The organism is Rhizobium hidalgonense (assembly GCF_005862185.2).
Taxonomy (GTDB): Bacteria; Pseudomonadota; Alphaproteobacteria; order Rhizobiales; family Rhizobiaceae; genus Rhizobium; species Rhizobium hidalgonense.
In genome coordinates this window covers 868658-893169 of record NZ_CP054028.1, presented here as the reverse complement: position 1 = coordinate 893169, position 24512 = coordinate 868658, and the positions used below count along the sequence as shown (strand labels likewise).

20 protein-coding genes and 1 riboswitch are annotated in these 24512 nt (G+C 62.0%); of the genes, 6 read left to right on the top strand and 14 right to left on the bottom strand.

Translation table 11 applies throughout. The annotated features are described in order from the left end of the window. Positions 1 to 10: 10 nt before the first annotated feature. The 13 genes from FFM81_RS25405 to FFM81_RS25345 form a co-directional block, all read right to left on the bottom strand. Positions 11 to 808 (bottom strand): creatininase family protein, encoded by a 798-nt coding sequence (locus FFM81_RS25405; RefSeq protein ID WP_003568597.1) that lies wholly within the window; start codon positions 806 to 808, stop codon positions 11 to 13. 252 nt (positions 809 to 1060) lie between these two features. After that, positions 1061 to 2872: an allophanate hydrolase gene (atzF, locus tag FFM81_RS25400; RefSeq protein WP_003568599.1), complete on the bottom strand. Its 1812-nt coding sequence runs from the start codon at positions 2870 to 2872 to the stop codon at positions 1061 to 1063. 3 nt (positions 2873 to 2875) lie between these two features. Further along, complete coding sequence (gene uca, locus FFM81_RS25395) at positions 2876 to 6415, bottom strand: urea carboxylase (RefSeq protein WP_138385998.1); 3540 nt, start codon at positions 6413 to 6415, stop codon at positions 2876 to 2878. A gap of 2 nt (positions 6416 to 6417) precedes the next feature. Continuing rightward, a complete protein-coding gene (locus tag FFM81_RS25390) occupies positions 6418 to 7068 on the bottom strand; it encodes an urea amidolyase associated protein UAAP2 (RefSeq protein WP_138385999.1) in 651 nt (216 codons plus the stop codon). 10 nt (positions 7069 to 7078) lie between these two features. After that, entirely contained in the window at positions 7079 to 7900 is an 822-nt protein-coding gene (locus FFM81_RS25385) for an urea amidolyase associated protein UAAP1 (protein WP_138386000.1), read from the bottom strand. Further along, positions 7897 to 8721: an ABC transporter ATP-binding protein gene (locus tag FFM81_RS25380; protein WP_003568603.1), complete on the bottom strand. Its 825-nt coding sequence runs from the start codon at positions 8719 to 8721 to the stop codon at positions 7897 to 7899. The genes FFM81_RS25385 and FFM81_RS25380 overlap by 4 nt, the downstream gene beginning before the upstream one ends. Next, on the bottom strand, positions 8718 to 9536 hold the full coding sequence (locus tag FFM81_RS25375) for an ABC transporter permease (RefSeq protein WP_097536981.1): 819 nt from the start codon (positions 9534 to 9536) through the stop codon (positions 8718 to 8720). The genes FFM81_RS25380 and FFM81_RS25375 overlap by 4 nt, the downstream gene beginning before the upstream one ends. 56 nt (positions 9537 to 9592) lie before the next feature. Further along, complete coding sequence (locus FFM81_RS25370; RefSeq protein ID WP_138386001.1) at positions 9593 to 10666, bottom strand: putative urea ABC transporter substrate-binding protein; 1074 nt, start codon at positions 10664 to 10666, stop codon at positions 9593 to 9595. Between the two features lie 74 nt (positions 10667 to 10740). Beyond that, positions 10741 to 10852: riboswitch (guanidine-I (ykkC/yxkD leader) on the bottom strand. A 491-nt stretch (positions 10853 to 11343) separates the two neighbouring features. Continuing rightward, positions 11344 to 12345 carry an inorganic phosphate transporter gene (locus tag FFM81_RS25365; protein ID WP_025418554.1) on the bottom strand — a complete coding sequence of 334 codons (1002 nt, stop codon included), beginning with the start codon at positions 12343 to 12345 and terminating at the stop codon, positions 11344 to 11346. Further along, the gene (locus FFM81_RS25360; protein WP_138386002.1) at positions 12345 to 12989 is read right to left on the bottom strand and encodes a DUF47 domain-containing protein; all 645 of its coding nucleotides are present in this window, start codon (positions 12987 to 12989) and stop codon (positions 12345 to 12347) included. The genes FFM81_RS25365 and FFM81_RS25360 overlap by 1 nt, the downstream gene beginning before the upstream one ends. A gap of 217 nt (positions 12990 to 13206) precedes the next feature. Next, complete coding sequence (locus FFM81_RS25355; RefSeq protein ID WP_375164647.1) at positions 13207 to 13434, bottom strand: NUDIX hydrolase; 228 nt, start codon at positions 13432 to 13434, stop codon at positions 13207 to 13209. 53 nt (positions 13435 to 13487) lie between these two features. Continuing rightward, positions 13488 to 15581, bottom strand: coding sequence for an ATP-binding protein (locus tag FFM81_RS25350; RefSeq protein ID WP_138386003.1), 2094 nt, complete (start codon positions 15579 to 15581; stop codon positions 13488 to 13490). Beyond that, positions 15578 to 16336: a response regulator gene (locus FFM81_RS25345; protein WP_425504976.1), complete on the bottom strand. Its 759-nt coding sequence runs from the start codon at positions 16334 to 16336 to the stop codon at positions 15578 to 15580. Before FFM81_RS25345 ends, FFM81_RS25350 begins: the two co-directional genes overlap by 4 nt. A gap of 197 nt (positions 16337 to 16533) precedes the next feature. Here FFM81_RS25345 and FFM81_RS25340 point away from each other — a divergent pair, with 197 nt between their 5' ends. The 6 genes from FFM81_RS25340 (at position 16534) to FFM81_RS25315 (ending at position 23695) form a co-directional block, all read left to right on the top strand. Continuing rightward, complete coding sequence (locus FFM81_RS25340) at positions 16534 to 17556, top strand: ABC transporter substrate-binding protein (protein ID WP_003568614.1); 1023 nt, start codon at positions 16534 to 16536, stop codon at positions 17554 to 17556. Positions 17557 to 17674: 118 nt separating this feature from the next. Then, positions 17675 to 18703 (top strand): ABC transporter substrate-binding protein, encoded by a 1029-nt coding sequence (locus FFM81_RS25335; RefSeq protein WP_025418558.1) that lies wholly within the window; start codon positions 17675 to 17677, stop codon positions 18701 to 18703. Between the two features lie 66 nt (positions 18704 to 18769). Continuing rightward, the gene (locus tag FFM81_RS25330; RefSeq protein WP_138386005.1) at positions 18770 to 20992 is read left to right on the top strand and encodes an ABC transporter permease; all 2223 of its coding nucleotides are present in this window, start codon (positions 18770 to 18772) and stop codon (positions 20990 to 20992) included. After that, the gene (locus FFM81_RS25325; protein ID WP_003568619.1) at positions 20989 to 22050 is read left to right on the top strand and encodes an ABC transporter ATP-binding protein; all 1062 of its coding nucleotides are present in this window, start codon (positions 20989 to 20991) and stop codon (positions 22048 to 22050) included. The genes FFM81_RS25330 and FFM81_RS25325 overlap by 4 nt, the downstream gene beginning before the upstream one ends. Positions 22051 to 22160: 110 nt before the next feature. Beyond that, positions 22161 to 22802 (top strand): HAD family hydrolase, encoded by a 642-nt coding sequence (locus FFM81_RS25320; RefSeq protein WP_046154812.1) that lies wholly within the window; start codon positions 22161 to 22163, stop codon positions 22800 to 22802. A 98-nt stretch (positions 22803 to 22900) separates the two neighbouring features. After that, positions 22901 to 23695, top strand: coding sequence for an inositol monophosphatase family protein (locus FFM81_RS25315; RefSeq protein WP_138386006.1), 795 nt, complete (start codon positions 22901 to 22903; stop codon positions 23693 to 23695). A gap of 188 nt (positions 23696 to 23883) precedes the next feature. Here FFM81_RS25315 and FFM81_RS32860 read toward each other — a convergent pair whose 3' ends face one another. Next, positions 23884 to 24072, bottom strand: coding sequence for a hypothetical protein (locus FFM81_RS32860; RefSeq protein WP_138386007.1), 189 nt, complete (start codon positions 24070 to 24072; stop codon positions 23884 to 23886). Between the last annotated feature and the right edge of the window lie 440 nt (positions 24073 to 24512).

The window sequence follows — 24512 nt, the reverse complement described above, 5'->3', positions numbered from 1 at the left end:
GCGAATGGGCCTACTCCGAATAAAGATTGGAAAGCGGATAGCGCTTCAGGTCATGGAGCAGCTCGACGAAACCGGTGACCTGGTGGCGGCAGATCGCTTCGCCCTTTTCGGCTGTCCCGAGCGAGGCGTCGCCGACGACGCCGTTGGGATTGAGGTCGTGGGCGATCCAGGCGAGCGAATGCGGCGGTAGCGGCTGGATGTATTTCGATTGCCCGCGCATCCATTCCGCCTTGGAGGTGAAATTCTCCGCCTTCTCCATCCGCACCAGGTCGGGACGAAAATGGAGCATCAGCGAGGTTTCCACCTCGCCTCCATGGATGCCGTATTTCGTTTCATGGTCGCTGATCATCCCCTGAGGATGGCCGAAGCGGCCCCATTGCGTCGAGACGACGGCCATCCGGTAGCGCACGCGAAGCTCGCGTGCCACGATGCTCATGATATCGACATTGCCGCCATGTGAATTGACGATCACCATTTTGCGGATGCCGGCTTCGGCAACCTTGGCGCCGATCGCGGTCCAGACCGGAATGAGCAGCTCCGCAGCGAGTGACAACGTCCCCGGCCCGTAAATGTGTTCGTTCGCCTTGCCGATCTCCTGCGTCGGCAGCACCAGGAAATCGAGGCCGTCCGGCTTCTGCTCTTTCAGTTCGGCCAGCATGCCGTTGGCGATCGCCACGTCGGTCGCGATCGGCAGGTGCGGGCCGTGCTGTTCCGTCGAGGCGATCGGCAGGATGGCGATGGTTGTGTCGGGCGAAAGTCCGGCGAAGTCGGAGCTATTTAGTTCGTTCCAGTAGAATGGCAGTGCCATCGCCGCGCCTCTCGTTGCTTTTCAAGCAGGAGTAGGGAAAATCACTGCGCGCGAAAAGCATCAATTTGCGCCCATACCGATGCCTTTTAGAGGCTGGTAAAGCAGCTGCCGCTCTCTGAAGCGTGAGGCGGCGTAAGCGCGACACATATGTGGATTTATCACGATCGCTTACCCGCCCATATCGCGCCGGTCCTGGCAATGAGACCCCTGAGGACGAATTGAGCGGCCTTTGACAGAAGTTTTTGCATCCCTTCAGGCCGCCGGACCGGTTGCGCTGATATAGTTGCGCCAGCCGCCGAACTCGGTGATCTCTCGTCCACCGGCGACGGCATGACCCTCGCAGAGAAATCCCGTCAGGCAACTTCCATCGCTAAGGGTGATCTTGCCGACACCAAGCGGAGCCGGAATATTCTGCACGAAACGGGCGAATGCGGTCGGCGGCAGGGCCCAGACTTCGATTTCGATGCCATTGCCCGCAAAGCCGGGATCGCGGACCAGCCCCGGCTTGGGCGGGACCGTGCCCTGCAGGGCAAAGAGCCGGTAGCTGCCATCCGTGCGTCCTGTTTTCAACCTGTATCCGCCCGTCCGCGTCAGCTCGTGGTTCAGCGGCATATCCGTCAGATGCGCGCCGACGACTACGATCGGAATGAAGTCATCGGCCGGAGGTAGCACGCGGCTTGCCTCCGGCAAGGCGGCTTCACGGTCCTTCCCCATGCCGGCCCTCGCCGCCCGGTGCATGGCGTCGGCGAAGGGGGCAAGCGCGTCATCCGTGAAAGCGGGGCCGACCAGGGTGACGCCGGCCGGGAGGTGACCGTTGGCGTCGAAGCCGGCTGGAACGGCGATCGCCGCGCAATCAAGCAGATTGGCGAAGTTGGTATACCGGCCGAATTGGCCGTTCTTCCCGATCGGATCCGCCATCATTTCTTCGACCGTATAGGTGGTCGGTGAGGTCGGCAGCATCAGGATATCGGCCTTTTCCCATTCCTTCCCGGTCTTTTGGCGCAGCGCTTCGAGCTTGTATCGGCCTTCGAAAGCGGCGACCGCGTCATAGGCTTTCGCGCCCTCGATGATGGTGCGAACCGTCGGGTCGAAGTCGGCCGCATTGGTGGCAAGAAAATCCTTGACCGCCGCCAGCCGTTCGGCGACCCAGGGGCCGTTGTAGAGCAGCTCTGCTGCCTGCCGGAACGGCGCGTAGTCGAAGGCAACGATCGTGGCGCCGAGTGCGCGCGCTCTATCGATTGCGGCATCATAGAGAGCCTCGACGTCGCTGTTGCCGAAGAATTCCCGTTCTGCTCCGTCGAGCACACCGACCCGCAAGCCGGCGGCTGGCAGGCTGGATGGAACGGCCTTGCGCGAGAACGGATCGGCGGCATCGTAGCCCTCCATCACCTTGCGGATCGCAACGCCGTCGCCGACCGTTGCAGCAAAGACGGTGACGACATCGACGCTGCGGCAGGCAGGCACGACGCCGACATTCGGTACCAGTCCCGGCGTCGGCTTGATGCCGACGAGATTGTTGAAGGCTGCCGGTACGCGTCCTGACCCGGCCGTGTCGGTGCCGAGCGCAAAACTTGCCAGGCCCGAGGCGACGGCAACCGCCGAGCCGGAGCTCGAGCCGCCCGACACATAGTTCCTGTCGAAGACCGAGCGCGGCGCACCGTGAGGCGAGCGCGTGCCGTTGAGGCCGGTGGCAAACTGATCGAGGTTGGTCTTGCCGATCACGATCGCGCCCGCAGCCCGTAGCCTGGCAATGACGGTTGCGTCGCTTTCGGGATCATAGGCGAAAGCGGGGCACGCGGCCGTCGTCGGCAGCCCCTCCACGTCGATATTATCCTTGACCGCAAACGGAACGCCCCAGAGCGGCAAGCTGTTCGGCTCGGGAGCCCGTTCCATCAGGGCGCGCGCTTCAGCTCGAAGCGCTTCGTCAGGCGTCGGTGTGATGAAGATTGCGGGATCCTCCGAGGCTGCGCGACGGACAATGATGGTCTCGACAACGTCGAGCGGGGTTTGGCCGGCTTCATAGGCTGCGCGAAGGCTGGTCAGATCGAGAATGGTCGGCAGCATGGTTCAGCATTCCTCCAGAACAATAATGATATCGCCCGCTTTGACATTGCGGCCGGGGCCGGCGCGCAGGTCGCGGACGCGGCCCGGCGCATGTGCGGTGACGTTGATTTCCATCTTCATGGATTCGATAATGGCAAGCGTGTCGCCGGCTGCAACCGGTGCGCCCGGCTCAACCAGCAGTTTCCAGATATTGCCGGGCACGGCACTGGCAACACCGAAGCAGCCTTCCGGGATATCTCCAGCGGGGCTTTCGCCGGTGCCTTCGTCGGTGACGAAGCTGTCGAGCCCCGCCTCCTTCCAGCGCTGGCGTTCTGTCTCAAAGGCGGCCTGCTGACGTGCCTTGAAGGTCGCAATCGAGGCGGCATTTGCCTGCAATTCCCGCTCGTAGGCGGCGTAGGAGAATTCCGTCTCCTCGATCCGGACGGGATAACCGCCATGCGGGAAGGCGCTGCGGGCTTCCGCCAATTCCTGATGGCTGACCGGGAAAAAGCGGATCTGATCGAAGAAATCGAGCAGCCACGGCTTGTCCTTGGCAAAGACCGTCGTCTGGCGCCAGGTATTCCATACCTGAATAGTGCGGCCGAAGAGCTGGTAGCCGCCGGGACCCTCCATGCCATAGATGCACATATAGGCCCCACCGATGCCGACGGCATTCTCCGGCGTCCATGTGCGGGCCGGATTGTACTTCGTCGTCACCAGTCGATGACGCGGATCGATCGGCGTTGCGACCGGTGCGCCGAGATAGACGTCGCCGAGGCCGAGCACGAGGTAGCTCGCATCGAAGACGATGTCGCGCACGGCCTGTTCGTCTGCCAGCCCGTTGATGCGGCGGATGAACTCGATGTTATCAGGGCACCAGGGCGCATTCGGCCGTACGAGCTCCTGATATTTGCGCATGGCAAGTTCCGCGTCCGGATCGTTCCAGGAAAGCGGCAGATGCACGATGCGGCTCGGCACCGTCACGTCCAGGGCTGCCGGCAGGCTCGCCTCGATTTCGGCCAGCAGGGCGAGCAGGCGGTTGCGGGTCAGCGTCGTCCCATCATAATGGATCTGCAGCGAGCGGATGCCGGGTGTGAGATCAATGATACCGGGCAGACGGACCTGGGATACGGCCTGCATGAGCAGGTGCACCCTCAGCCGCAGGGCGATATCGAGCGTCATCGGCCCGTATTCGACCAGCAGATTGTCATCGCCCTGGCGGCGGTAGACGACAGAGACAGGCCCGTCGTCGCGTTTACCGACGATAGGCGAGCCTGCGTCCTGTTTCGCCCGATGCGCCGTTGGGCCGGCGACCGGGTCTTCGGGCCGCTCAACGGGATGGAAGCGAATGCGATCACCCGGCTTGAACTGGCCCATCTTCCACTGCTCGTCGCGGGCGATGACCGCCGGGCAGACAAAACCGCCGAGGCTCGGCCCATCGGGTCCGAGGATGATCGGCATGTCGCCGGTAAAATCGATCGCGCCGATCGCATAGGCATTGTCATGCAGGTTGGAGGGATGCAGACCGGCCTCGCCGCCATCGCTGCGCGCCCATTTAGGCGCCGGGCCGATCAGGCGAACGCCGGTGCGGGCGCTGTTGAAATGTACTTCGTAGTCCGTCGAAAACAGCGCCTCGATATCGCCATCCTGGAAGAAATCAGGCGCCCCATGCGGACCGTAGACGACACCGACCTGCCATTCGCGCGTCAGTTCCGCAGGCTCGGTTGCCGGCTTGGCCGCATCGGCGGCCGCCTGACGGGCAAGATGCAGCACATGGCCGGTCTTCAGCGTACCGGTGGCATTGCCGCCGAATTGACCGAGCCCGAAGGTGGCGCGCGAACCAAGCACGACGGGGGCGGCAAAGCCGCCTGACACTGCGAGGTAAGCCCGCTGCCCCGGTCCCTCGATGCTGCCGATTGCGAGGGTCTGTCCGGCGCGAATGGTCACGGCCTTGTCATGCGGCAGTTTCACCCCGTCGATGCTCATCGCCATGCCGGCCCCGGCAAGTGCGACCACTATGTCGGTATGGAACTTCAGCACCGGGCCGGAGACCGTCAGCTCCAGGGCTGCGACCGTGTCGCCATTGCCGACGAGACGGTTGGCGTGACGAAAGGAACGCTCGTCCATCGGGCCGCTCGGCGGCACGCCGACATGCCAGAGGCCAAGCCGGCCGGGCAGCTCCTGGATGCTCGATTGCGCGCCCGGCGCGATCACCTCGATGACGTCGGGCACGAAGGAAAAGTCGCGCAGCGCGGTCGTCGCCACCTTGCCGTTCGCCAGAAGCTCGGAGCTGGCGATGGTCCTGAGATAGTCGAGATTGGTTTCGATGCCCGATATCGATGTGTGAGCAAGAGCCGCCTTCAGCTTTTCGATCGCCGCCGGACGATCCTCAGCTGACACGATCACCTTGGCGAGCATCGGATCGTAGAAGGGTGTGACCTCGGTGCCGGTTTCGATCCAGCCGTCGATGCGTGCGTCCTCGGGGAATGCCACCTCGGTCAGCAGGCCGGCACTCGGGCGGAAATCGGCATGCGGCATCTCGGCATAGACGCGCACTTCGATCGCGGCCCCTTTCGGCTGCAGCGCCTCCTCACCGGACAGCACATCCTCGCCTGCGGCCTGGCGGATCATCCACTCGACCAGGTCGATCCCGAAGACGGCTTCGGTGATGGGATGTTCGACCTGCAGGCGGGTATTGACCTCGAGGAAATAGAATTCCTCGCGCAGGGGATCATAGATGAATTCGACGGTACCGGCAGATTGGTAGGAGACCGCAGCACCAAGATCGACAGCCGCCTTGTGCAGGCGGGCGCGGGTTGCGGCGGAAAGCCCGGGAGCGGGTGTCTCCTCGACCACCTTCTGGTTTCGCCGTTGCAGCGAGCAATCACGTTCGCCAAGCGCGATCACCCTGCCTTTGCCGTCACCGAAAAGCTGAACTTCGACATGACGGGCTTCAGCGACAAAACGCTCGATATAGACGCGCGCATCGCCGAAACTTGCCCGCGCGGTGCGCTGGACGCTGTCGAAGGACGCCTTCAGGATTTCGGCATCGGCGCAGAGCTGCATGCCGATGCCGCCACCGCCGGCCGTACTTTTCAGCATGACGGGGTAGCCGATCGTCTCTGCCGCCGAAAGCGCTTCGTCGGCGCTCGACAGCAGGCCGGTGCCGGGCAGCAGCGGAACGCCGCTTGCCTTGGCGAGTTCGCGGGCCGTATGCTTCAGGCCGAAGGCCGAGAGGTGTTCGGGCCGCGGGCCGATGAAGGTGATGCCTTCGGCAGCGAGGCGTTCTGCAAAACCGATATTTTCCGACAGGAAGCCGTAGCCCGGATGGACTGCCTCGGCCCCCGTCGCCTTGCAGGCGGCAATGACCGCATCGACATTGAGGTAGCTTTCGGCGGCAGGCGCCGGCCCGAGGCGGATCGCCTCATCCGCCATCATTGCGGGCTTGGCGAAGCGGTCGGCATCGGAATAGACGGCGACGGAGGCAATACCCATCCCTCGCAGCGTCTTGATGACCCGGATAGCGATTTCGCCCCGGTTGGCGATCAGGACTTTCTTGAACATGCTCAGTCCTCGCCGTCCCAGATCAGCACCCGGATCGGCGTCGGATCGAAGCCGTTGCAGGGGTTGTTGATCTGCGGGCAGTTGGAGATGACGCAAAGCACGTCGATTTCCGCGACGAGTTCCACGTAGTCGCCCGGCGCCGAAATGCCGTCTACGATCGTCATTTCGCCATTCGGCCTGATCGGCACGTTCATGAAGAAATTGATGTTGGGCACGATGTCGCGCTTGCCCATTCGGTGTTTGCTGACCTCAAGGACGAAGTTATCACGGCATGCATGCAGGTATTTCGTCCCATGGCCGAAGCGCACCGTGTTGCTTTCGCAGGAGCAGGCGCCGGCGGACGTGTCATGGCGGCCGCAGCTATCAGCCGTCATGGTCAGCATGACATTGCCTTCATTCGACATGATCTTCGTGCCGATGCCGATATAGGCGGCACCCTGCATGCGCATCGTATCCTGATTGGAATAGCGCTCGGAAAAATCATCGGCACGGTAAAACAGCGTATCGATCGCCTGCTGGCCAAGACTGTCTTCGATGCGGATCGTCTGGCCCTTGCGCACGAGGCCGGACCATGGGGCTTCGGCGGCGATGAAATGATCCTGCGCGGCATTCTGCAGGTTACGAACAGGGGAGGTCTGGATGAAATCGGACATCGTCGTCTCCTCAGGCCTGCATCAGGGCGTTGTTTTCGAAGCCGCGCACGGCTTCGGCCGTTGCCGTGCGGCAGAGGTCGTCAGCAGCAGAGACGGTTGCCCGGTAGCGGGTGATGACGACAGGCTTCGGTTGGTAGGTCGGATCCGGATCGAGCGGATGCGGGCAGGTGGAAAAGCCGACCAGCATGTCCATCTCGGCCCGCAGTTCGACATAGTCGCCGCTGTTGGAACGTTTGCCCTGCCAGCCGAAACCCCCGCCCTCGGCCAGGCGGACGGGTGCGAATAGGTTGAGGATGCCGGAAATATCGCGCCTGTCGAGGCCGAGCTTGACGGCGACGAGGATCAGGTTGTCGCGGGTATTGCGTGTCTTCTCGCCCGGATATTTCGCGGCGTTCGAGGCCGCCGTCGAGCCGCCCATCAGGCAATCATGGGCGCCGGAACTGTCTTCGATCATCGAGAACATGACACGGCCCATATCGGAGAAGATCACGCGCCCCTTACTGAGCGCCGTCGTCCACTGGACTTTGGCGGTATCAACGAGATTGATCCGCTCGCTCGTATCGTCGGCATTCCAGGCGACGAGCGCCACGGTCGAATTGCTCTCGCCCTGATCGATGCGGATCGCCTCGCCGCACGCGAGTTTCGTCGACCAGTACCAGCCGCCGGCAATGGTCTCCTGGTGGATGATGGCAGCGGCATCGATGGCCGGTGCCGGCAACGGGCTTGGGCCGGGAAGCGCCTTGGGCGCGAATTCCAGACCCTTCTTCTGGTGCTCCTCGTAGCGCGCGCGATTGGCGGCGATCTCTTCCGGCGAGCGTCTCACATGCATCATAGCGTCTCTCCTGATGATGCCAGGTCGTCCCGGCTGTGCCCCAGGGAAGAGACCGGGCCGTCCCGGTCAGGGCTGAAAATCGATGGCTGGCCGGCAAGGCGCGGCGGCCAGATGGCAATATCCTTGGTGATGGTGGCGCCGTAGCGCTCCTTCTCTTCAGGCCGGTCGCGGCGGCGTTCGAAAGCGACGACGCGGTTGGCCAGCGTGAAAGCCTCGCGCATGTCGTGCGTGACCATGACGACGGTCATCTGCGTTTCATGCCAGAGCCGCTTCATCAGCGTGTGGATTTCGGCGCGGATGCCCGGATCGAGCGCGCCGAAGGGTTCATCGAGCAACAGCACCTTCGGCTTCATGATGAGCGCCTGGGCAAGCGCCAGGCGCTGCTGCATGCCGCCGGAAAGCTGGGCCGGATATTTGCCCTCCGAACCAGCGAGCCCGACCTCGGCAATCAGCCTGCGCGCGTCTTCGATCGCGTTGCGGCGTTCCGCGCCGAAGAGTTTGGCCTTGTAGCGCGCGGCGGAAAATTCCTTGCCGAGCAGAACGTTGCCAAGCACCGTCAGGTGCGGAAAGACGGAATAGCGCTGGAAGACGACGCCGCGATCCGGTCCCGGCTCCGACGGCAGCGGCTCGCCGTCGAGCAAAATCTTGCCCTTCGTCGGTTGTTCCTGGCCGAGCAGCATGCGCAGGAAGGTGGTCTTGCCGCAGCCGGACGGGCCGACAAGCGCGACGAAGGCACGCGAAGCGACGGTCAGTGACACATCCTCGAGGACGATTTGGTCGCCATATTCCTTCCAGACCCTTTCGATCTTCAACTCGCTCATGCCTGCTTCTCCAGTTCTGACCAGGGGAAGACGGCGATGCGCAAGCGATCGAGCAGAGCGTTCATGACAACGGCAAGCAGGGTAATCCAGACGACATAGGGAAAAATGATGTCCATCGAGAGATAGCGGCGGACGAGGAAGATGCGGTAGCCGAGCCCGGAATCCGACGAGATCGCCTCGGCCGCGATCAGGAACAACCAGGCCGGACCGAGCTGCAGTCTGAGGCAAGTGATCAGCCGCGGCAGGATCTGCGGCAGCACGACACGCAGACCGATCTGCCAGGAGGAGCCCCCGAGCGTCTCGGCCTTGACGATCTGTTCGCGGGGCAATTCCAGCGCCTTCAGCGCCAGATCGCGGATCATCGTCGGCGCGACGCCGATGACCATGAGGGCGATCTTCGACGTTTCTCCGAGGCCCATGACGATGAACAGGATCGGCAGCAGCGCCAGCGGTGGCACCATGGAGATAACGGCGACGAAGGGCGAAAGCAGTGCTCTGAGATAGGGCAGCATGCCGATCAGCATGCCCAAAGCGAGCGCGATCGCCGTCGAGATGCCGAGGCCGGCAAGCAGGCGGACCAGGCTCGCGCCCGTGTCCGACCAGAGCAGAAACTCGCCGGTGCGCGGGTCGGCGACGAAGGCCAGACGGTTGATCGCATCGGCAAAGCCGGCAAGGCTCGGCAGAAGCTTGTCATTGGCGTTTTCTGCCAGTCGCGCGGCCGAGCCGAAGGCATAAGCAAGGGCGAGAAGCACGAAGGGCAGCATCGTCAAGGCGAATTGCGCGCCCCGGCTCGGCCTCGTGTTGATCCAACGCATGGGAATGCTCCGCTGATGAAGGGGAGGGGCGCGGTCAAGCCGCGCCTCCGTCGTGATCAGAGCGAACCGTCGGCGGCGGCCTTCATATAGGTCTCGGTGAAGCGCAGCTTCACATTGCCGGTATCGCCCAGCACCTTGCCATCAGGCATTTCGATGCCGATGACGTCAGCCGACGGCGCGCCGTTGCCGAGCAAGCCTTTCTCGAAGAGGAAGTTGCGCACCAAATCCATGGTCTTCGGCAGATTCGGCGAAGAGGTGAAGGCAACGGCATCAGCCGGCTTGTCAAAGAGCTTGGTGGCGGCAAGCTGGGCTTCGAAGCCGGCAAGATCGGTGCCCGAAGCCGAACCCATGGCCTCACGGGCTGCCTTGCCCTCGGTGGTGTCTGCCCGCAGCAGGGCGGCCGTCTCATACCAGATGCCGGCAAGCGCCTTGCCGAAGTTCGGGTTGTCCTTCAGCACGCCGCTATTGGCGACCATCAGGTCGATGATTTCGCCCGGCACTTGCGAGCTGTCGAAAACCTTCTTGGCCGAGGGATCTTCGAGAATGGTGGAAACCAGCGGGTTCCAGGTGACGACGGCGGTGACGTCGGGCGTCTTGTAGGCTGCGACCATGTCGGCATCAGATGTATTGACCACCTTCACGTCGCGTTCCGTCAACTTGATGCTTTCGAGCGCACGGGCAAGCAGATAGTGCGAGACCGAGAATTCGACGAGATTGACGTTCTGACCCTTGACGTCGGAAAGGCCCGCCTTGTCCTTCAGGATGACGGCGTCATTGCCGTTCGAGAAGTCGCCGACGATCACGGCTGTTGTATCGACGCCGCCGGCGGCCGGGATCGACAGCCCGTCCATATTGGTCAGCGTCACGGCGTCGAAGGCGCCGGCCGTGTATTGGTTCATCGACTCCACATAGTCGTTGAACTGCGTGACATCGATCTTGATGCCGTATTTGTCAGCCCATTTCTTGACGATGCCGTGATCGGCCGCATAACCCCAGGGCATCCAGCCGACATAGATGGACCAGGCCACCTTGAATTCGGTCTTCTGTTCCGCCTCTGCGACGGAAGCCAGCCCAAGTATCAGCGATACCGCTAGCGCCGTGGTGGAAACAATCTTCGAAAAAGTCTGCATTGAAATTCCCCTTCTGCTTTTCTTCAAAAGGGATCGGCAAAGACCATCGTGCCACCAATCCCTTGGCTTACGAGGTCTCCCGGGCTTTTGTCCCGCCGTGCACCCGACGGGATTTCTCCCCCGTCGGTGGTGGCTCTCGGACCAGCCGCACTTCAAAGAAGCGCCGGAACCCTAGCCACCAACTCAGCACATTCCATGCAAGAGGTGTGCCAGCTTGTAACCTGTTGATGTTTTTGGTCCCCGCTCCTTGAGTGATTTGGAATTGTGTACACTTGCGGCATTTTGCTCAATATTTGAGCGTCGACTGGGGGCTCGGACGGACCGGCAGCAGCTCTCTGGGGTGTGAGGCACGATGGCGTCTATCACAAGATCAGGCGCGGAAGCAGCGCCGGCAGAGCACGAGAAGCTTGTCGCTGGATGCTTTTGGCTATGGCTTTCCCAGAAGCCGAATTCTCGCGAAAGAAATGGGCGAAGGGCGCGGGTCAGTGCTCACGCCAAACTTCATATCGATAAGCTGATGATCTGGCGTCGGAAACTTCCAGCGAATTTGCCGGTTTGCGGATTGTCGCACCGCGATGCCCGTTTGCTTCCCATCAACTCGCCGGATCTCAGATGACCGGGTTCCTGCTCACTCGGCATCGCTTCCCCGAGCTATCCTCTGCCGAAGGGCCAAGGATTTAGAATAAGGACGTGACGAAATAAAACGCGGCCGAGATCAAGGCCGCCGACGGCAGCGTTATGATCCAGGCGATCAGGATATTGCTCGCCAGCCCCCAGCGAACGGCCGAGACGCGCTTGGCCGCGCCGACGCCGACGATGGCGCCGGTGATCGTATGCGTCGTTGAGACCGGAATGCCGAGCCAGGTCGCGCCGAAGAGCGTAAGCGCACCACCTGTCTCGGCGCAAAAGCCCTGCATTGGATTGAGCTTGGTGATCTTCGAACCCATCGTATGCACGATGCGCCATCCGCCGAACAGCGTGCCGAGAGCCATCGCCGTCTGGCAGGAAATCACCACCCAGAGAGGGACTTGGAAAGTGCTGCCGAGATAGCCTTGCGAGTAGAGCAGCACTGCGATGATGCCCATGGTCTTCTGCGCGTCATTGCCGCCATGGCCGAGCGAATACATCGAGGCCGAGACGAATTGCAGGATGCGAAAGCTCTTGTCGACGGCAAAGGGCGTCTGGCGGACGAACAGCCAGGTGACGACGAGGACGAGAAAAAGCGCCAGGAGAAAGCCGATCATCGGCGACATGAAGATGGCGAGGACCGTCTTGAAGACGCCTGAGAAGACAATGGCCGAGACGCCGGTTTTGGCGACGCCGGCACCGATCAGGCCGCCAACCAGTGCGTGCGACGAGCTCGATGGGATGCCGAAGATCCAGGTGACAATGTTCCAGATGATCGCGCCCATCAGCGCGGCGAATATCACCGGCGGCGTGATGATGGCAGGGTCAATAATGCCTTTGCCGATCGTTTCGGCGACGTGCAGGCCGAAGAACAGGAAGGCAATGAAATTGAAGAAGGCCGCCCAGAATACGGCATATTGTGGCCTCAACACACGCGTCGAGACGATGGTGGCGATGGAATTGGCTGCATCATGCAAGCCGTTGAGGAAGTCGAAGAACAGTGCGACGCCGATCAGGCCGACCAGCAGGGGAAAGGCAAGCGTGGCTTCCATCAGACGTTCTCGATCACGATGCCACTGATTTCGTTGGCCACGTCCTCGAAGCGGTCGACCACCTTCTCGAGCTCGGAATAGATCTCGCTGCCGATCAAATAGGCCATCGCGTTGCCATTGCCGTGCGCCCGGAAGAGATCTTTGAGGCCCTGCTCATAGAGTTCGTCGGAACGGCCCTCGACACGCGTCACCTCCTCGGCGATTGCCGTCAGCCGTTGAGCGTTGCTTCCCATTTTGTCGAGGAGCGGAATCGCTTCGCAGATGAGGCGCGCGGCTTCGGCGATGAGGACACCCATTTCCTTCATCCCGGGATCGAAGGTCTTCTGCTCGAAGCGGCGAAGCGTCTTCACGGTCTTGTGCATCATGTCGATTGCGTCATCCATCGACTGAATAAGATCCTTGATATCGCCGCGATCAAAGGGCGTTATGAAGCTGCGGCGCACGGCGAGCAGCACCTCGCGGGTGATGTCGTCAGCTTGGTTCTCTAGATCGACGATCTTCTGGCAATGGGCTTCAAGGTCGCCGTGGCCGCCGAAGATCTCACGCATTGCGTCAGCGGCGCCCTGGACGGTGCGCGCATGCTGCTCGAAGAGTTCGAAGAACTTGTCTTCGCGTGGCATGAGTTTTTTGAATACGCTAATCATAAATCTTCCCAATCCGGGTTGTCATAAAACCGTCATAAACGACTGACGTGCGATGGAAAAGATCACTTGCCTCGAGATTTGAATTATCGGGAGTCATCGCGGTCGGTCCTCTTCACACGAGCTGCAAATTGCAGGTGCTTGCGACTGCCGGCGAGGGCTTTAGTAGAATGAACTCCGAGACGAGATGGCTGATTGATCCGCTTCCTTGCCCGACCTTTCACACCAGCTTCTTCCCACGCTTCTCTTTCTGCAACTTGCTGGGGAGCTCAATCGGCCACCCTTTGGGTATCGTCCAGAACCCCGTCTCACGGGTCGTGACCAGGAGAGCTTCGACACCCGTTGTCGGCGATTGGGCGAAAGCACCGTACTGCTGTGCAGACCCGCCTGCGAGGATCGTCTTGGTGTGGTCAGCCAGCCGTTTTGATTGGGTTGTGACCTTCTTCATATTCAGGAGTTGCGGCGCAATTCGGTTCCTGACGAGCGGGCCAAGAACGCAATTCACGCCGGAAACAGAAGTTCGACGACCGTTCCCTTGCCCGGCGCCGAGGCAATACGAGCGTCGCCGCCGCTTTGGCGGACGAAGCCATAGACGACAGCGAGGCCAAGGCCCGCGCCGCCTTCGGCGTCGCGCGTCGTGAAATAGGGCTCGAAGGCCTTGTCGACCGCTTCGGCCGACATGCCGATACCGTCATCGGTCACGCTGACGGTCACGCCGGCCTCGCTGCGGGCGCAACGGATGAGGATCGTTCCGCCCGCCGGCATGGCCGCGGCGGCGTTGAGGCAGAGATTGAGGATCGATTGCTCGAAGAGTGCCGTGTCGATGAGGACGGTCGGCAGGTCGTCACCTATCTCGAAGGCAAGCCGGCATTTTTCGCCGATTGCGATTTCCAGCACGTCGGCCATGCCTCGCAGGACCACGCCGATTTCCACCGCGTCCGGATGGATCGGCTGCTGGCTGCCAATGGAAAGCATGCTCCCGGCCAAGGACCTGCCGCGGTCGGCTGCCTTGCGGATGCGAGCGAGGTGCCGCTTCTGCCGGTCGTTGAAGCCGGTGTCGCGTTCCAGCAGGCCGAGGCTGCCGGTGATGATGCCGATCATGTTGCCGACCTCGTGGCTCACCTGGTGGGTCATACGCATGATGCCGTCGAGGCGTTGGATCTTTGCTGCCTCCGCCTCCTGCCGGTCCATATCGGTGATATCGCGCGCCAGCAGCACGATGCCGCCGTCGGGTTGGCGCGATAGCGACACCTCCGTCACCTGGCCGGCGTCGGAGCGGTGGCGTAGCACGGACCGGTCGGAGAGCAGGCCGGCGTCGTTCTCGGCCGGCAGGAGTGTCGGATCGATCTCCGGCAGCGGCGTCACGAAACTGCGGAGCGGCAGTTTCCTGGCCGAACCGGACCAGCCGACCAGCTCGATGACGCGCCGGTTCATGGTGATCGGCCGGCCGCGCGAATCGAACAGCGCGATGCCCTCGTTCATACTGCGGAAGGTGGAGCGGATGGTGCGGGCTGCGGCCTCCGCCGTGCGCCGCAGCCGGCTCACGCGCTCGACGCTCTCCCGGAAAGCACGGAAAGCCTCGAGCAGCCGCACCAGTTCGGTCTCCGTGCCGCCATAGCGCGGCGCATCGACATCCTTGCGTCCTTCCGCCAGTGCGTTCATTCCGTTCGAAAGCGCGACGATGCCGCGTGAGACGCGCATGACCGAGCGGATCGAGACGACGGCCATTGCCAGGACCAGCAACGAGGCGACGGCGACGATGACGAGGATGCGGCTCAAGGCATCGGAGGTGGAGACGAGGTCGTCGCTGAGGCTGCGGGCAACGGCCTCGCTTTGGGTTTCCGTCGCATGCGACAGATCGCGCGAGACCGTATGCAGGCGCGAGACGGCGGCGCGGATGGCGAACATTTCGAGGAGATAGCGTGTCTGTGCCTCGAAGACCCGTTCGTAAGGGGCAAGCTCGGCGGCGGAAATCCGAATATCCGGCGCGGCCCGTTCGAGGCGCGGGGCGGTTTCGGAGACGTAGCGCCGGCGCAATTCGCCAAGCTGGAACAGGCTGTCCGAATTGGATGCGGATTGGACGATGGCGTTCAGGCGACTGCGGAAATCGGCATCAGCAATCCCGCTGCCGGTCGCGATTTCGCCGAGTGCTGCCGCAGCCTCCGCCTTGTGCTGCTGAGCGGATTCGGCGTCGCCGGCAAGCGTCGTCGTCTGCGTGCGGATCGTATCCAGCAGCTCGACGATGCGGCTGCCGGCAAAACCCTTCACGGTAGCCCCGTCGTTTTCCGGTTGCATGGCGCGCAATAGCGTATCGACCTGCACGACGACCGACCGGCTTTCGCTGGAGACCCGGTAGGGCGAGGTCGCATTCATCAGGAAGGGCGCGCTGGAGACGAGATCGGAAACCTGTCGCGAGACAAGCGAGGCCTTGGCGAGACTCGAAAACGCCTGCAGGCCATAGGCGGCCATCTCCTGGCGCGCCCGCTGCAGGCCGTAGACGGCGATGGTCGCCAGGCTGAAGACGAGCACGCAGATGAAGGCGATGGCAAAGGGCAGGCGAAAGGCGATGGAGGAGAGGAAGGGGCGACTGATCAAGGTACGATCTCGCCATCGTCGGTGTCGAGAACATAGCCCTTGCCGCGGCGCGTCTTGATATGGCGCGGCAGATCCGGATTGCGCTCGATCTTGCGACGCAGACGCAGCACGAGCACGTCGACATTACGGTCGATATAACGCTCGCTTTCGGCGCCCAGCCGATCGAGGATATGGGCGCGGCTCACAGGTGCGTTCGGCGTTTCGGCGAGGATTTCGAGCAGCGCGAATTCGGCGCTCGTCAGCGACTTGGCAGGATCAGTGCGGCAGATGGCGCGGCGGCTCTTCAGATCCACCGACCAGTCACCGAGCTTCAGGGACGTGGGCTCGTGGTCCCGCTCGCTTTCCCGCTCCGGCTTCAGCGAGGGGATCGTCCGGCGCAGTACGGCCTTGATGCGAGCCGTCAATTCGATTGGCTCGAAGGGTTTGACGACATAGTCGTCGGCCGCCGTTTCCAGGCCAAGCACTCGGTCTGCGGCGCTGCCGGCAGCCGTCACCATGACGATGCCGATATTGGTCTGCGCCCGCAGGCGTTGCGCAAAGGTGCGGCCGGAGGTTCCGGGCAGGTTATGGTCGACGAGCACGAGGTGCACGGTTTCGCACGAAAGCACGATCGCGGCCTCCTCCGCCGACGGCGCAGTCAACGGCGTCCAGCCCTCCGCTTCCACGAGGTCGGAGATAAGCTCCGCCATGTCCGGATCGTCCTCGACGATCAGAATGCTGATCCTCTCATTCAACACATGCACGTCCTCCCGCATTCATTATAGGCAGGGCCGTCGCGATCTTCAAAGCGGGCTCGTATTATGGGCTTTGTCACAATTGTAACCTTTGTCATTTTTGAGGGTTCGTCGCGGATAAAGCTGTAAGAACCGTAACCATTCTTCGATTGCGCGAGGCAGCAGATGTGACATCCTGACTGCGGAGATTGGGACGCAAGGTCCAATGGGAGGAAATCGTGAGAGGCATCACCGCTTTCAGCGCGGTCGCGGCTTTGTGGCTGGCGAGCGCCGGCTCCGGCATAGCTGCCTCGTCGCTGACCGTTTTGTGCGGTGTCGACGAGATGTGGTGTGCCGCGATGAAGACGGCCTATGAGGCGAAGAGCGGGCACGAAATTTCGGTAACCCGCAAGAGCACGGGCGATATCCTCAATCAGATCCGCGCGGAGAAAGCAGCGCCGGCCGTCGACGTCTGGTGGGGCGGCACGGGCGACACCCATCTGCAGGCCGGTTCTGAAAATCTCCTCGAACCCTACCAGCCGGCCCACGAGCGCGACATGCTGCCCTGGGCGCAGAATTTCTTCGCCATGTCCGGCGGCCGCTCGGCCGGCATCTACGCCGGGGCGCTCGGCTTTGCCTACAATGCCGATCTGCTGCGCGAGCTGAAGCTGCCAGCTCCGACCTGCTGGAAGGACCTGACCGATACCGCCTATCGCGGCCGCATCCAGAGCGGGAATCCGAATTCGTCCGGCACCGCCTTCACGACGCTTGCGACGCTCGTGCAGCTCTTCGGCGAGGACGAGGCTTTTCGTTATCTCGCTGCGCTCAACCGCAATATCGAGCGTTACACCCCCTCCGGAGCTGCGCCTATCAAGGCGGCGGCGCGCGGAGAAACGCTGATCGGCATTTCCTTCATGCATGACGCTGTGACGCAGAAGCAGGCGGGCTATCCGCTTGTGATCGTCGCACCCTGCGAAGGCACCGGCTACGAGATCGGCGCCGTGAGCATCGTCAAGGGTGCGAGGAACATCGAGGAAGCGAAGCGCTTCGTCGATTTCGCGCTGAGCCCGGAAGGGCAGGGGACGGGGGCGGCGTCCGGCCAGAACCAGGTGCCATCCAACGCGAAATCCGGCCTGCCGCTCGCAGCCCCCGACATTTCGATGATCAAGATGGTGGACTATGACTTCGCTACCTTCGGCTCGCCGGAAGAACGAAGTCGACTGCTCCGCAGGTTCGATGCGGAAATCGCTGCAACGAACTGATCGAGCCCTTTAGACAAACCGCAATCCGAAATCGTGAACGCGCCGCCGCAAGCAGGCCGATGGCCCCGCTGTGTCTTGTTCATGCGAAATCAAACCCAGGCAACAGGAGGATGCCACTATGAAAACGAAGACCCTTTCCCTCATGCTCTTCGCGGGCACGGCGCTCGGGGCGCTACCGGCGCAGGCGGCTGGCGAACTCAATCTCATCTGCTCGGCCGACGTGGTCATCTGCGAGCAGATGAAGGGCGATTTCGAGAAGGCGCATAGCGACATCAAGGTGAACATGGTTCGCCTCTCGTCCGGCGAAACCTATGCCAAGGTGCGCGCCGAGGCGCGTAACCCGAAGACCGACATCTGGTGGGCCGGCACGGGCGACCCGCATCTTCAGGCAGCATCGGAAAATCTGACGCTGGAATATAAGTCGCCGAAGCTCGATGAACTCAACGACTGGGCGAAGAAGCAAGCCGAAAGCTCCGGCTACAAGACGGTCGGCGTCTATGCCGGCGCTCTCGGCTGGGGCTACAACACCGAGATCTTCAAAACCAAGGGGTACAAGGAGCCGGTCTGCTGGGCCGATCTCCTGGCGCCGGAATTGAAGGGCGAGATCCAGATCGCCAATCCGAATTCTTCCGGCACCGCCTATACAGCGCTCGCCTCGCTGGTGCAGATCATGGGCGAGGACCAGGCCTTCGACTACCTGAAGAAGCTGAACGGCAACATCTCGCAATATACCAAGTCCGGCTCGGCACCCGTCAAGGCGGCTGCCCGCGGCGAGACGGCACTCGGCATCGTCTTCGTTCACGACGCGGTGGCGCAGACGGCGGAAGGTTTCCCGGTCAAGTCGATCACGCCTTGCGAAGGCACCGGCTATGAGATCGGCTCCATGTCGATCATCAAGGGCGCCCACAATCTCGACAATGCGAAGGTCTGGTACGACTGGGCGCTGACGGCAGAAGTCCAGTCTCGCATGAAGGATGCAAAGTCCTTCCAACTGCCTTCAAACAAGAGTGCGGTCATTCCGAAGGAGGCGCCGCGCTTCGAGGACATCAAGCTGATCGACTACGACTTTAAGACCTATGGCGACCCGGCAAAGCGCAAGGCTCTGCTGGAACGCTGGGATCGCGAAATCGGCGCCGCCGCCAACTGATATCCCGAACGGCGGCGCCTGTTCCCCAGGCGCCGCCTCCCACACTCAAAGACAGCGAGGTCAGCCATGAGACATGGCAATCGCAGGCTGGACGTGGTCCTGATCCTGGGCGCGGTCGCGTTGACCCTATTGCCCTGGTACCGGATCGAGAACGGCTTCTTCGGGCTCGGTTGGCTGGCCGGTTTCCCCTCTTCCCCGGAGGCCGCCCCCGGCATCGTACAGATCTTCGCGCATGGCCGCCTGTGGCTTGCCGGTGCGCTCGTGCTCTTTCTCCTGGCGGTCGCGGCCCGCGGCATGGCGGACCCGACGCGCCGCGGCGCCGTGCTCGCCTGGACCGGCGCGACCGGCGTCCTGTTTCTGTCGCTCCAGGGCCTCGCCATCGGCTTTTCAGGCTGGAACTGGACGGTCAGCGAGACACTCTTCGGCCCGCTCTCGAACGGCCAGCCCGCCATGGGCGCCGGTGCGGTGCTCTCTTCCATCACCTTCGTGCTGCTCTTTGCCTTCGGCCTTGCCGAGCGCGGCGTGATGAAGGGCGACGCCTTCGTCGTCAGCGCGATCGCACTGCTGGTCTTCCTCGTCGCGGTTTTCGTCTTCTACCCGATCGGCAGCATGTTCATCGGTGCCGTGCAGGATTTCGACGGCTCGTTCAATGCGGCCAATTTCATCCGCAACATCCAGGATCCAAGCATCTGGAGCCTCAACTGCGTGATCGCTGCTGGCCGCTGCGGCGTCGCCTGGCGCACGCTGTGGCTTGCCATCATGACCGGCCTCGGCTCGACCCTGCTCGGCCTTGCCTTCGCGCTCGTCGCCACCCGCACGCGCTTTCCCTTCAAGAAGGGCCTGCGGCTGCTGACGATCCTGCCGATCATTACGCCGCCCTTCGTCATCGGTCTGGCGCTGACGCTGCTTTTCGGCCGCGCCGGTGTCGTCACGCAGGGGCTGTCGCAACTGTTCGGCCTCGAGCCCGGCCGCTGGCTCTACGGCCTCACCGGCATCTGGATCGCGCAGGTGCTGTCCTTCACGCCGATCTCCTTCCTTGTGCTGATCGGCGTCGTCGAAGGCGTCAGCCCGTCGATGGAGGAGGCCTCCACGACACTGCGCGCCGACCGTTGGCGCACCTTCCGGCGGGTTTCGCTGCCGCTGATGAAGCCCGGCCTCGCCAATGCCTTCCTTATAGGCTTCATCGAAAGCATGGCCGACTTCGGCAATCCGCTGGTGCTCGGCGGCAGCCATGGCGTGCTCTCGACGGAAATCTTCTTCGCCGTCGTCGGTTCGCAGAATGATCCCTCGCGGGCTGCCGTGCTTGCCATGGTGCTGCTCGCCTTCACGCTCTCCGCCTTCCTTGCCCAGCGCGTCTGGCTATCGGGCAAGAACTTTGCCACCGTCACCGGCAAAGGTGATAGCGGATCGCATATCGCTCTGCCGCGCGGCCTATCGATCGGCGTTCACGCCGTCGTCATCCCGTGGATTCTTTTCACACTCGTCATCTACGGCATGATCCTGATCGGCGGCTTCGTGAAGACCTGGGGCCTCGACAATTCGTTGACGCTCGACCACTACGTCAAAGCCTTCTCGATCAGCTTCGAAAACGGGATTGCCTGGACGGGTGTCGCCTGGAACTCGTTCTGGACGACGATGGAGATCGCGCTGATTGCCGCCCCGCTGACGGCCGCCGTCGGTCTGCTGACCGCCTATATCATCGTGCGTCAGAAATTCGCAGGCAAGAATGCCTTCGAATTCGCCTTGATGATGAGCTTTGCCATTCCCGGCACGGTCATCGGCGTTAGCTACATCATGGCCTTCAACCTGCCGCCGCTCGAAATGACCGGCTCGGCGCTGATCCTGATAGCCTGCTTCGTCTTCCGCAACATGCCGGTCGGCGTGCGCGGCGGCATTGCGGCGATGAGCCAGCTCGACAAGAGCCTGGACGAAGCGTCGCTAACGCTCCGGGCCAACAGCTTCCGCACGATCCGCAAGGTCATTCTGCCGCTCTTGCGTCCGGCAATCACCGCCGCGCTCGTCTATTCCTTCGTGCGTGCCATCACCTCCATCAGCGCCGTCATCTTCCTCGTCAGCGCTGAGTACAACATGGCGACGTCCTACATCGTCGGCCTCGTCGAGAATGGCGAATACGGTGTGGCGATCGCCTATTCCTCCATGCTCATCGTCGTGATGATCACCGTCATCACCGGCTTCCAGCTCATCGTGGGTGAACGGCGCCTGCGCCGTGAAAACCGCGTCGCCGGCCTCGCCACCCCCGCTTCCTCTCGTCAGGAGAAAATCGCATGATCAACCAGAAAGCCGGTTCAGTCGTCTTCCAGAACGTGCGCAAGACGTTTGGCGCCTTCACCGCCATTGCCGACCTCTCGCTCACCATCGAGCCCGGCACGCTCGTCACTCTGCTTGGCCCTTCCGGCTGCGGCAAGACGACGACGTTGCGCATGCTTGCCGGTCTCGAACATCCTTCGGCCGGAAAAATCCTGATCGGCGGCAAGGACGTCACCATGCTGCCGGCCAATGAACGCGACGTCTCGATGGTCTTCCAATCCTATGCGCTGTTTCCGCATATGAATGCGCGCGACAATGTCGCCTATGGTCTGGAATCCTCCGGTCTCAGTCGCAAGCAGGCGCGCGAGAAGGCTGAGGAGGGGCTGGCGCTCGTCGGCCTTGCCGGCATGGGCCATCGCCTTCCAGCCGAACTCTCCGGCGGCCAGCAGCAGCGCGTTGCGGTCGCCCGCGCGCTGGTGCTGGAGCCGCAAGTGCTGCTGCTCGATGAGCCGCTCTCCAACCTCGATGCGCGCCTGCGCCGCAAGGTGCGCACCGATATTCGCGAACTCCAGCAGCGCCTCGGCTTCACGGCAGTCTACGTCACGCACGATCAGGACGAGGCGCTCGCCGTGTCCGACCGCATCATCATCATGAAGGATGGCGAAGTCGCCCAGTCCGGCGCCCCGCGCGATCTTTACGAAGCGCCGGCTTCGGCCTTCATCGCGGATTTCATGGGCGAGGCAAATGTCATCCCCTGCGAGGTGCTCGGCATCGAGGGCGCCGATGCCGAGATCCGCATCGGTGGTTTCAAGCATCGCGTGCCGGCAGGCAGGGCGACGCCAGGTGCGGCAAGTCTTGCCGTTCGTCCCGGGGCCATCGCGCTTTCCGAGGGACGCGGGCAGGGGCTTGCCGGCCGTATCCTGCATTCGGCCTACCTTGGAGATCATGTCGAATACGAGGTTGAAACCGACGTCGGCACGCTCTTCATCGTCGACCACGCCGTCGACCGCATTCTGCCGGTCGCCTCCGACGCCACGCTCGGCTTCCGAAATCGCGGCATCGCTCTTATCAGCACGTGAGAGCTTATGAGGCGATCTCTGGTCGGGCCGGCGCTCGATGCCGGTCTGCAGGAAGGCTGCGCCTGTATGGAACCCACAAGTCGATGTCCTGCTCGCCTGAAGGAGCACTTATGATTGATATTCTGTCGCTCGAAAATGATTTCGAGGCTGTGATTTTTGATTGCGACGGCACACTTGTCCACACGCCGCCGATCTATGCCGACGCATGGTCGGCCGGCTTTTCACTTTCCGGCAAAGCGATGAACCAGGCCTGGTATTTGCTGCGGGCAGGGATGTCAGAAGGGGTTCTTATGGACGCCTTCGAGCGGGAATTCGATATTGTGCTCGATCGCAAATGCGTCATCGCTGCCATGCGATCGCACTTTCTCCAGAATGTTCACAAGGTGCGCGAAGTTCGCGCGGTTGCTGCAACCGCTCGCCGGTTGTCCGGCTTGCTCCCCATGGCTGTTGCATCCGGCGGGTCGCGAGAAATCGTGACGGCGACGCTACAAGCAACGGGCCTGCGAACGTATTTCGACCACATCGTCACGATCGATGATGTGGTAAATCCAAAGCCGGCGCCGGACCTGTTTCTGCAGGCAGCCGCCTTGTTGGGAAGAGGGCCAGCCCAGTGCGTCGTATTCGAAGATAGCGAACAGGGCCTTGAATCGGCACGACGGGCGGGTATGAGCGCCATAGATGTAAACCGCATCGATTTCCATGAGCAGCAATGCGAGATGAAGAGAGGCGACAGCTTCCAGATGAATGCCTGAGAATTCGGTCGGTGCAGTCGCTTTCGCTCGCCTTCGATTGCGGTGCCGACCCCTGAAACAGCCAACGACCAGAACAATCATAAGGGAGTACCGGCACCATGTCGCACGAAACGGAACTTGATACACGCTTCGCCCTCGCCAAAGCGGTGGCACAGGAGGCGGGCGCCATGGCGCTCGATTATTTCTACAGGCGCGAAACGCTCGTGATCGAGACGAAGAGGGATCTGCAGGATGTCGTGTCGATTGCCGACCGCAACGTCGAGACATTGATAAGGCAGCGCGTGGCGGAAGCTTTTGCGACAGACGGGTTTCTCGGCGAGGAATACGGGTATCAGGAAGGGCAGTCGGGATTGACGTGGGTGGTCGATCCGATTGACGGAACCGCGCCCTTCGTCAATGGCATGCCGACATGGTGTGTATCGATTGCCGTTCTACACCGCGGCGTGCCGGTGATCGGCGTCATCCACGTTCCATGCGATGATGAACTCTACGCAGCCGCGGCGGGCATGGGTGCAAGCCTGAACGGCAAAAGCCTGAGCCTCAATCCGTCACGGACTTTGCAGAATGCGATGACCGGCATCGGCTGCAACACGTATGTCACTCCGGAACGGGTAGGCGCTATTGTTGCTGCTCTGCTCGGCAAAGGTGGGAATTTCATCCGCAACGGCTCCGGCGCCCTGATGCTGGCCTATGTGGCCGCGGGCCGGCTTGTCGGTTATTACGAGCCCCATATGCGTGCCTGGGACTGCATGGCCGGCTATTGCCTCGTCAAGGAGGCGGGTGGAACCCATCTGGCTTTCCCGGCTGAAGGTGAAGCCTTGCTGCAGGGCCATCCGGTGTTGGCAAGCAATCGGACGGTCTATGCCGATCTGCTGGCAATCCATACCGGCTGAACAGTAACCCGCCCAACGCCGGTTCTTTCTATCTGCTCAAGGAGACACATAGGCCTCACATCGTTGCCCAGGCCGATAGCTGACGCCTCCGATCAGGCGACGGCTGTCGGCCGTACCCTGGGTCACCGCGGACCCTTTCCCTTGAGCGCAAGTGTATCGCCGCAGTCCTCGTCGAGCGGCTGGTGCCCCTAATAGCTGCAAGGACGATCGTTGCCGAAGCCATCGCGGCAGGCAGGTCTGAGCCCATAATCTGCGCTGGTATATCCGACCGAGCCGGTGTGTATCGTATCACTCGAGCTCGTCGTACACGATGATACCGAACCGGCAACCAGAATAACGGCAGCGGCCGCCGCCAGTGATTTGCGCATTTGAAGCATCCTACCCTCCTCATCGAGGCCCGAATTTCGATGCAGTTGGTGGGAAATAGGGCCGATGTGGGATCCGGTAACCGCGTTGACGATCAAGATTTCGTTATTGTTTAACATTAGTTCCGGTCCGAGCCGCGAGTGCCGATGCACCCACCTAAGTTAAAAGATCTTCCCCTAATATATTGTTTTCATTAGAGCGATAACGGTTTTTGGCCCAAACGAAATTCAGAATGTTCCGTAACCAACTAAAGAAAAGATAGGTGCAAGGCACAAAAAAACCCGACGGGGTTTTTTGAATAGAGCTACCGAGCTACGTAAAGGTCATGTCACCACCTGCTCGTCCGGCTGAGACAGCTTCTTCTGCCGGCGGCGCGTGGCGATGCCCCTGCGATAGGAACAAGAACTGCGTCACCAGAGCCTATCCGATTGTCCCGCTCGATCTGCCGAAC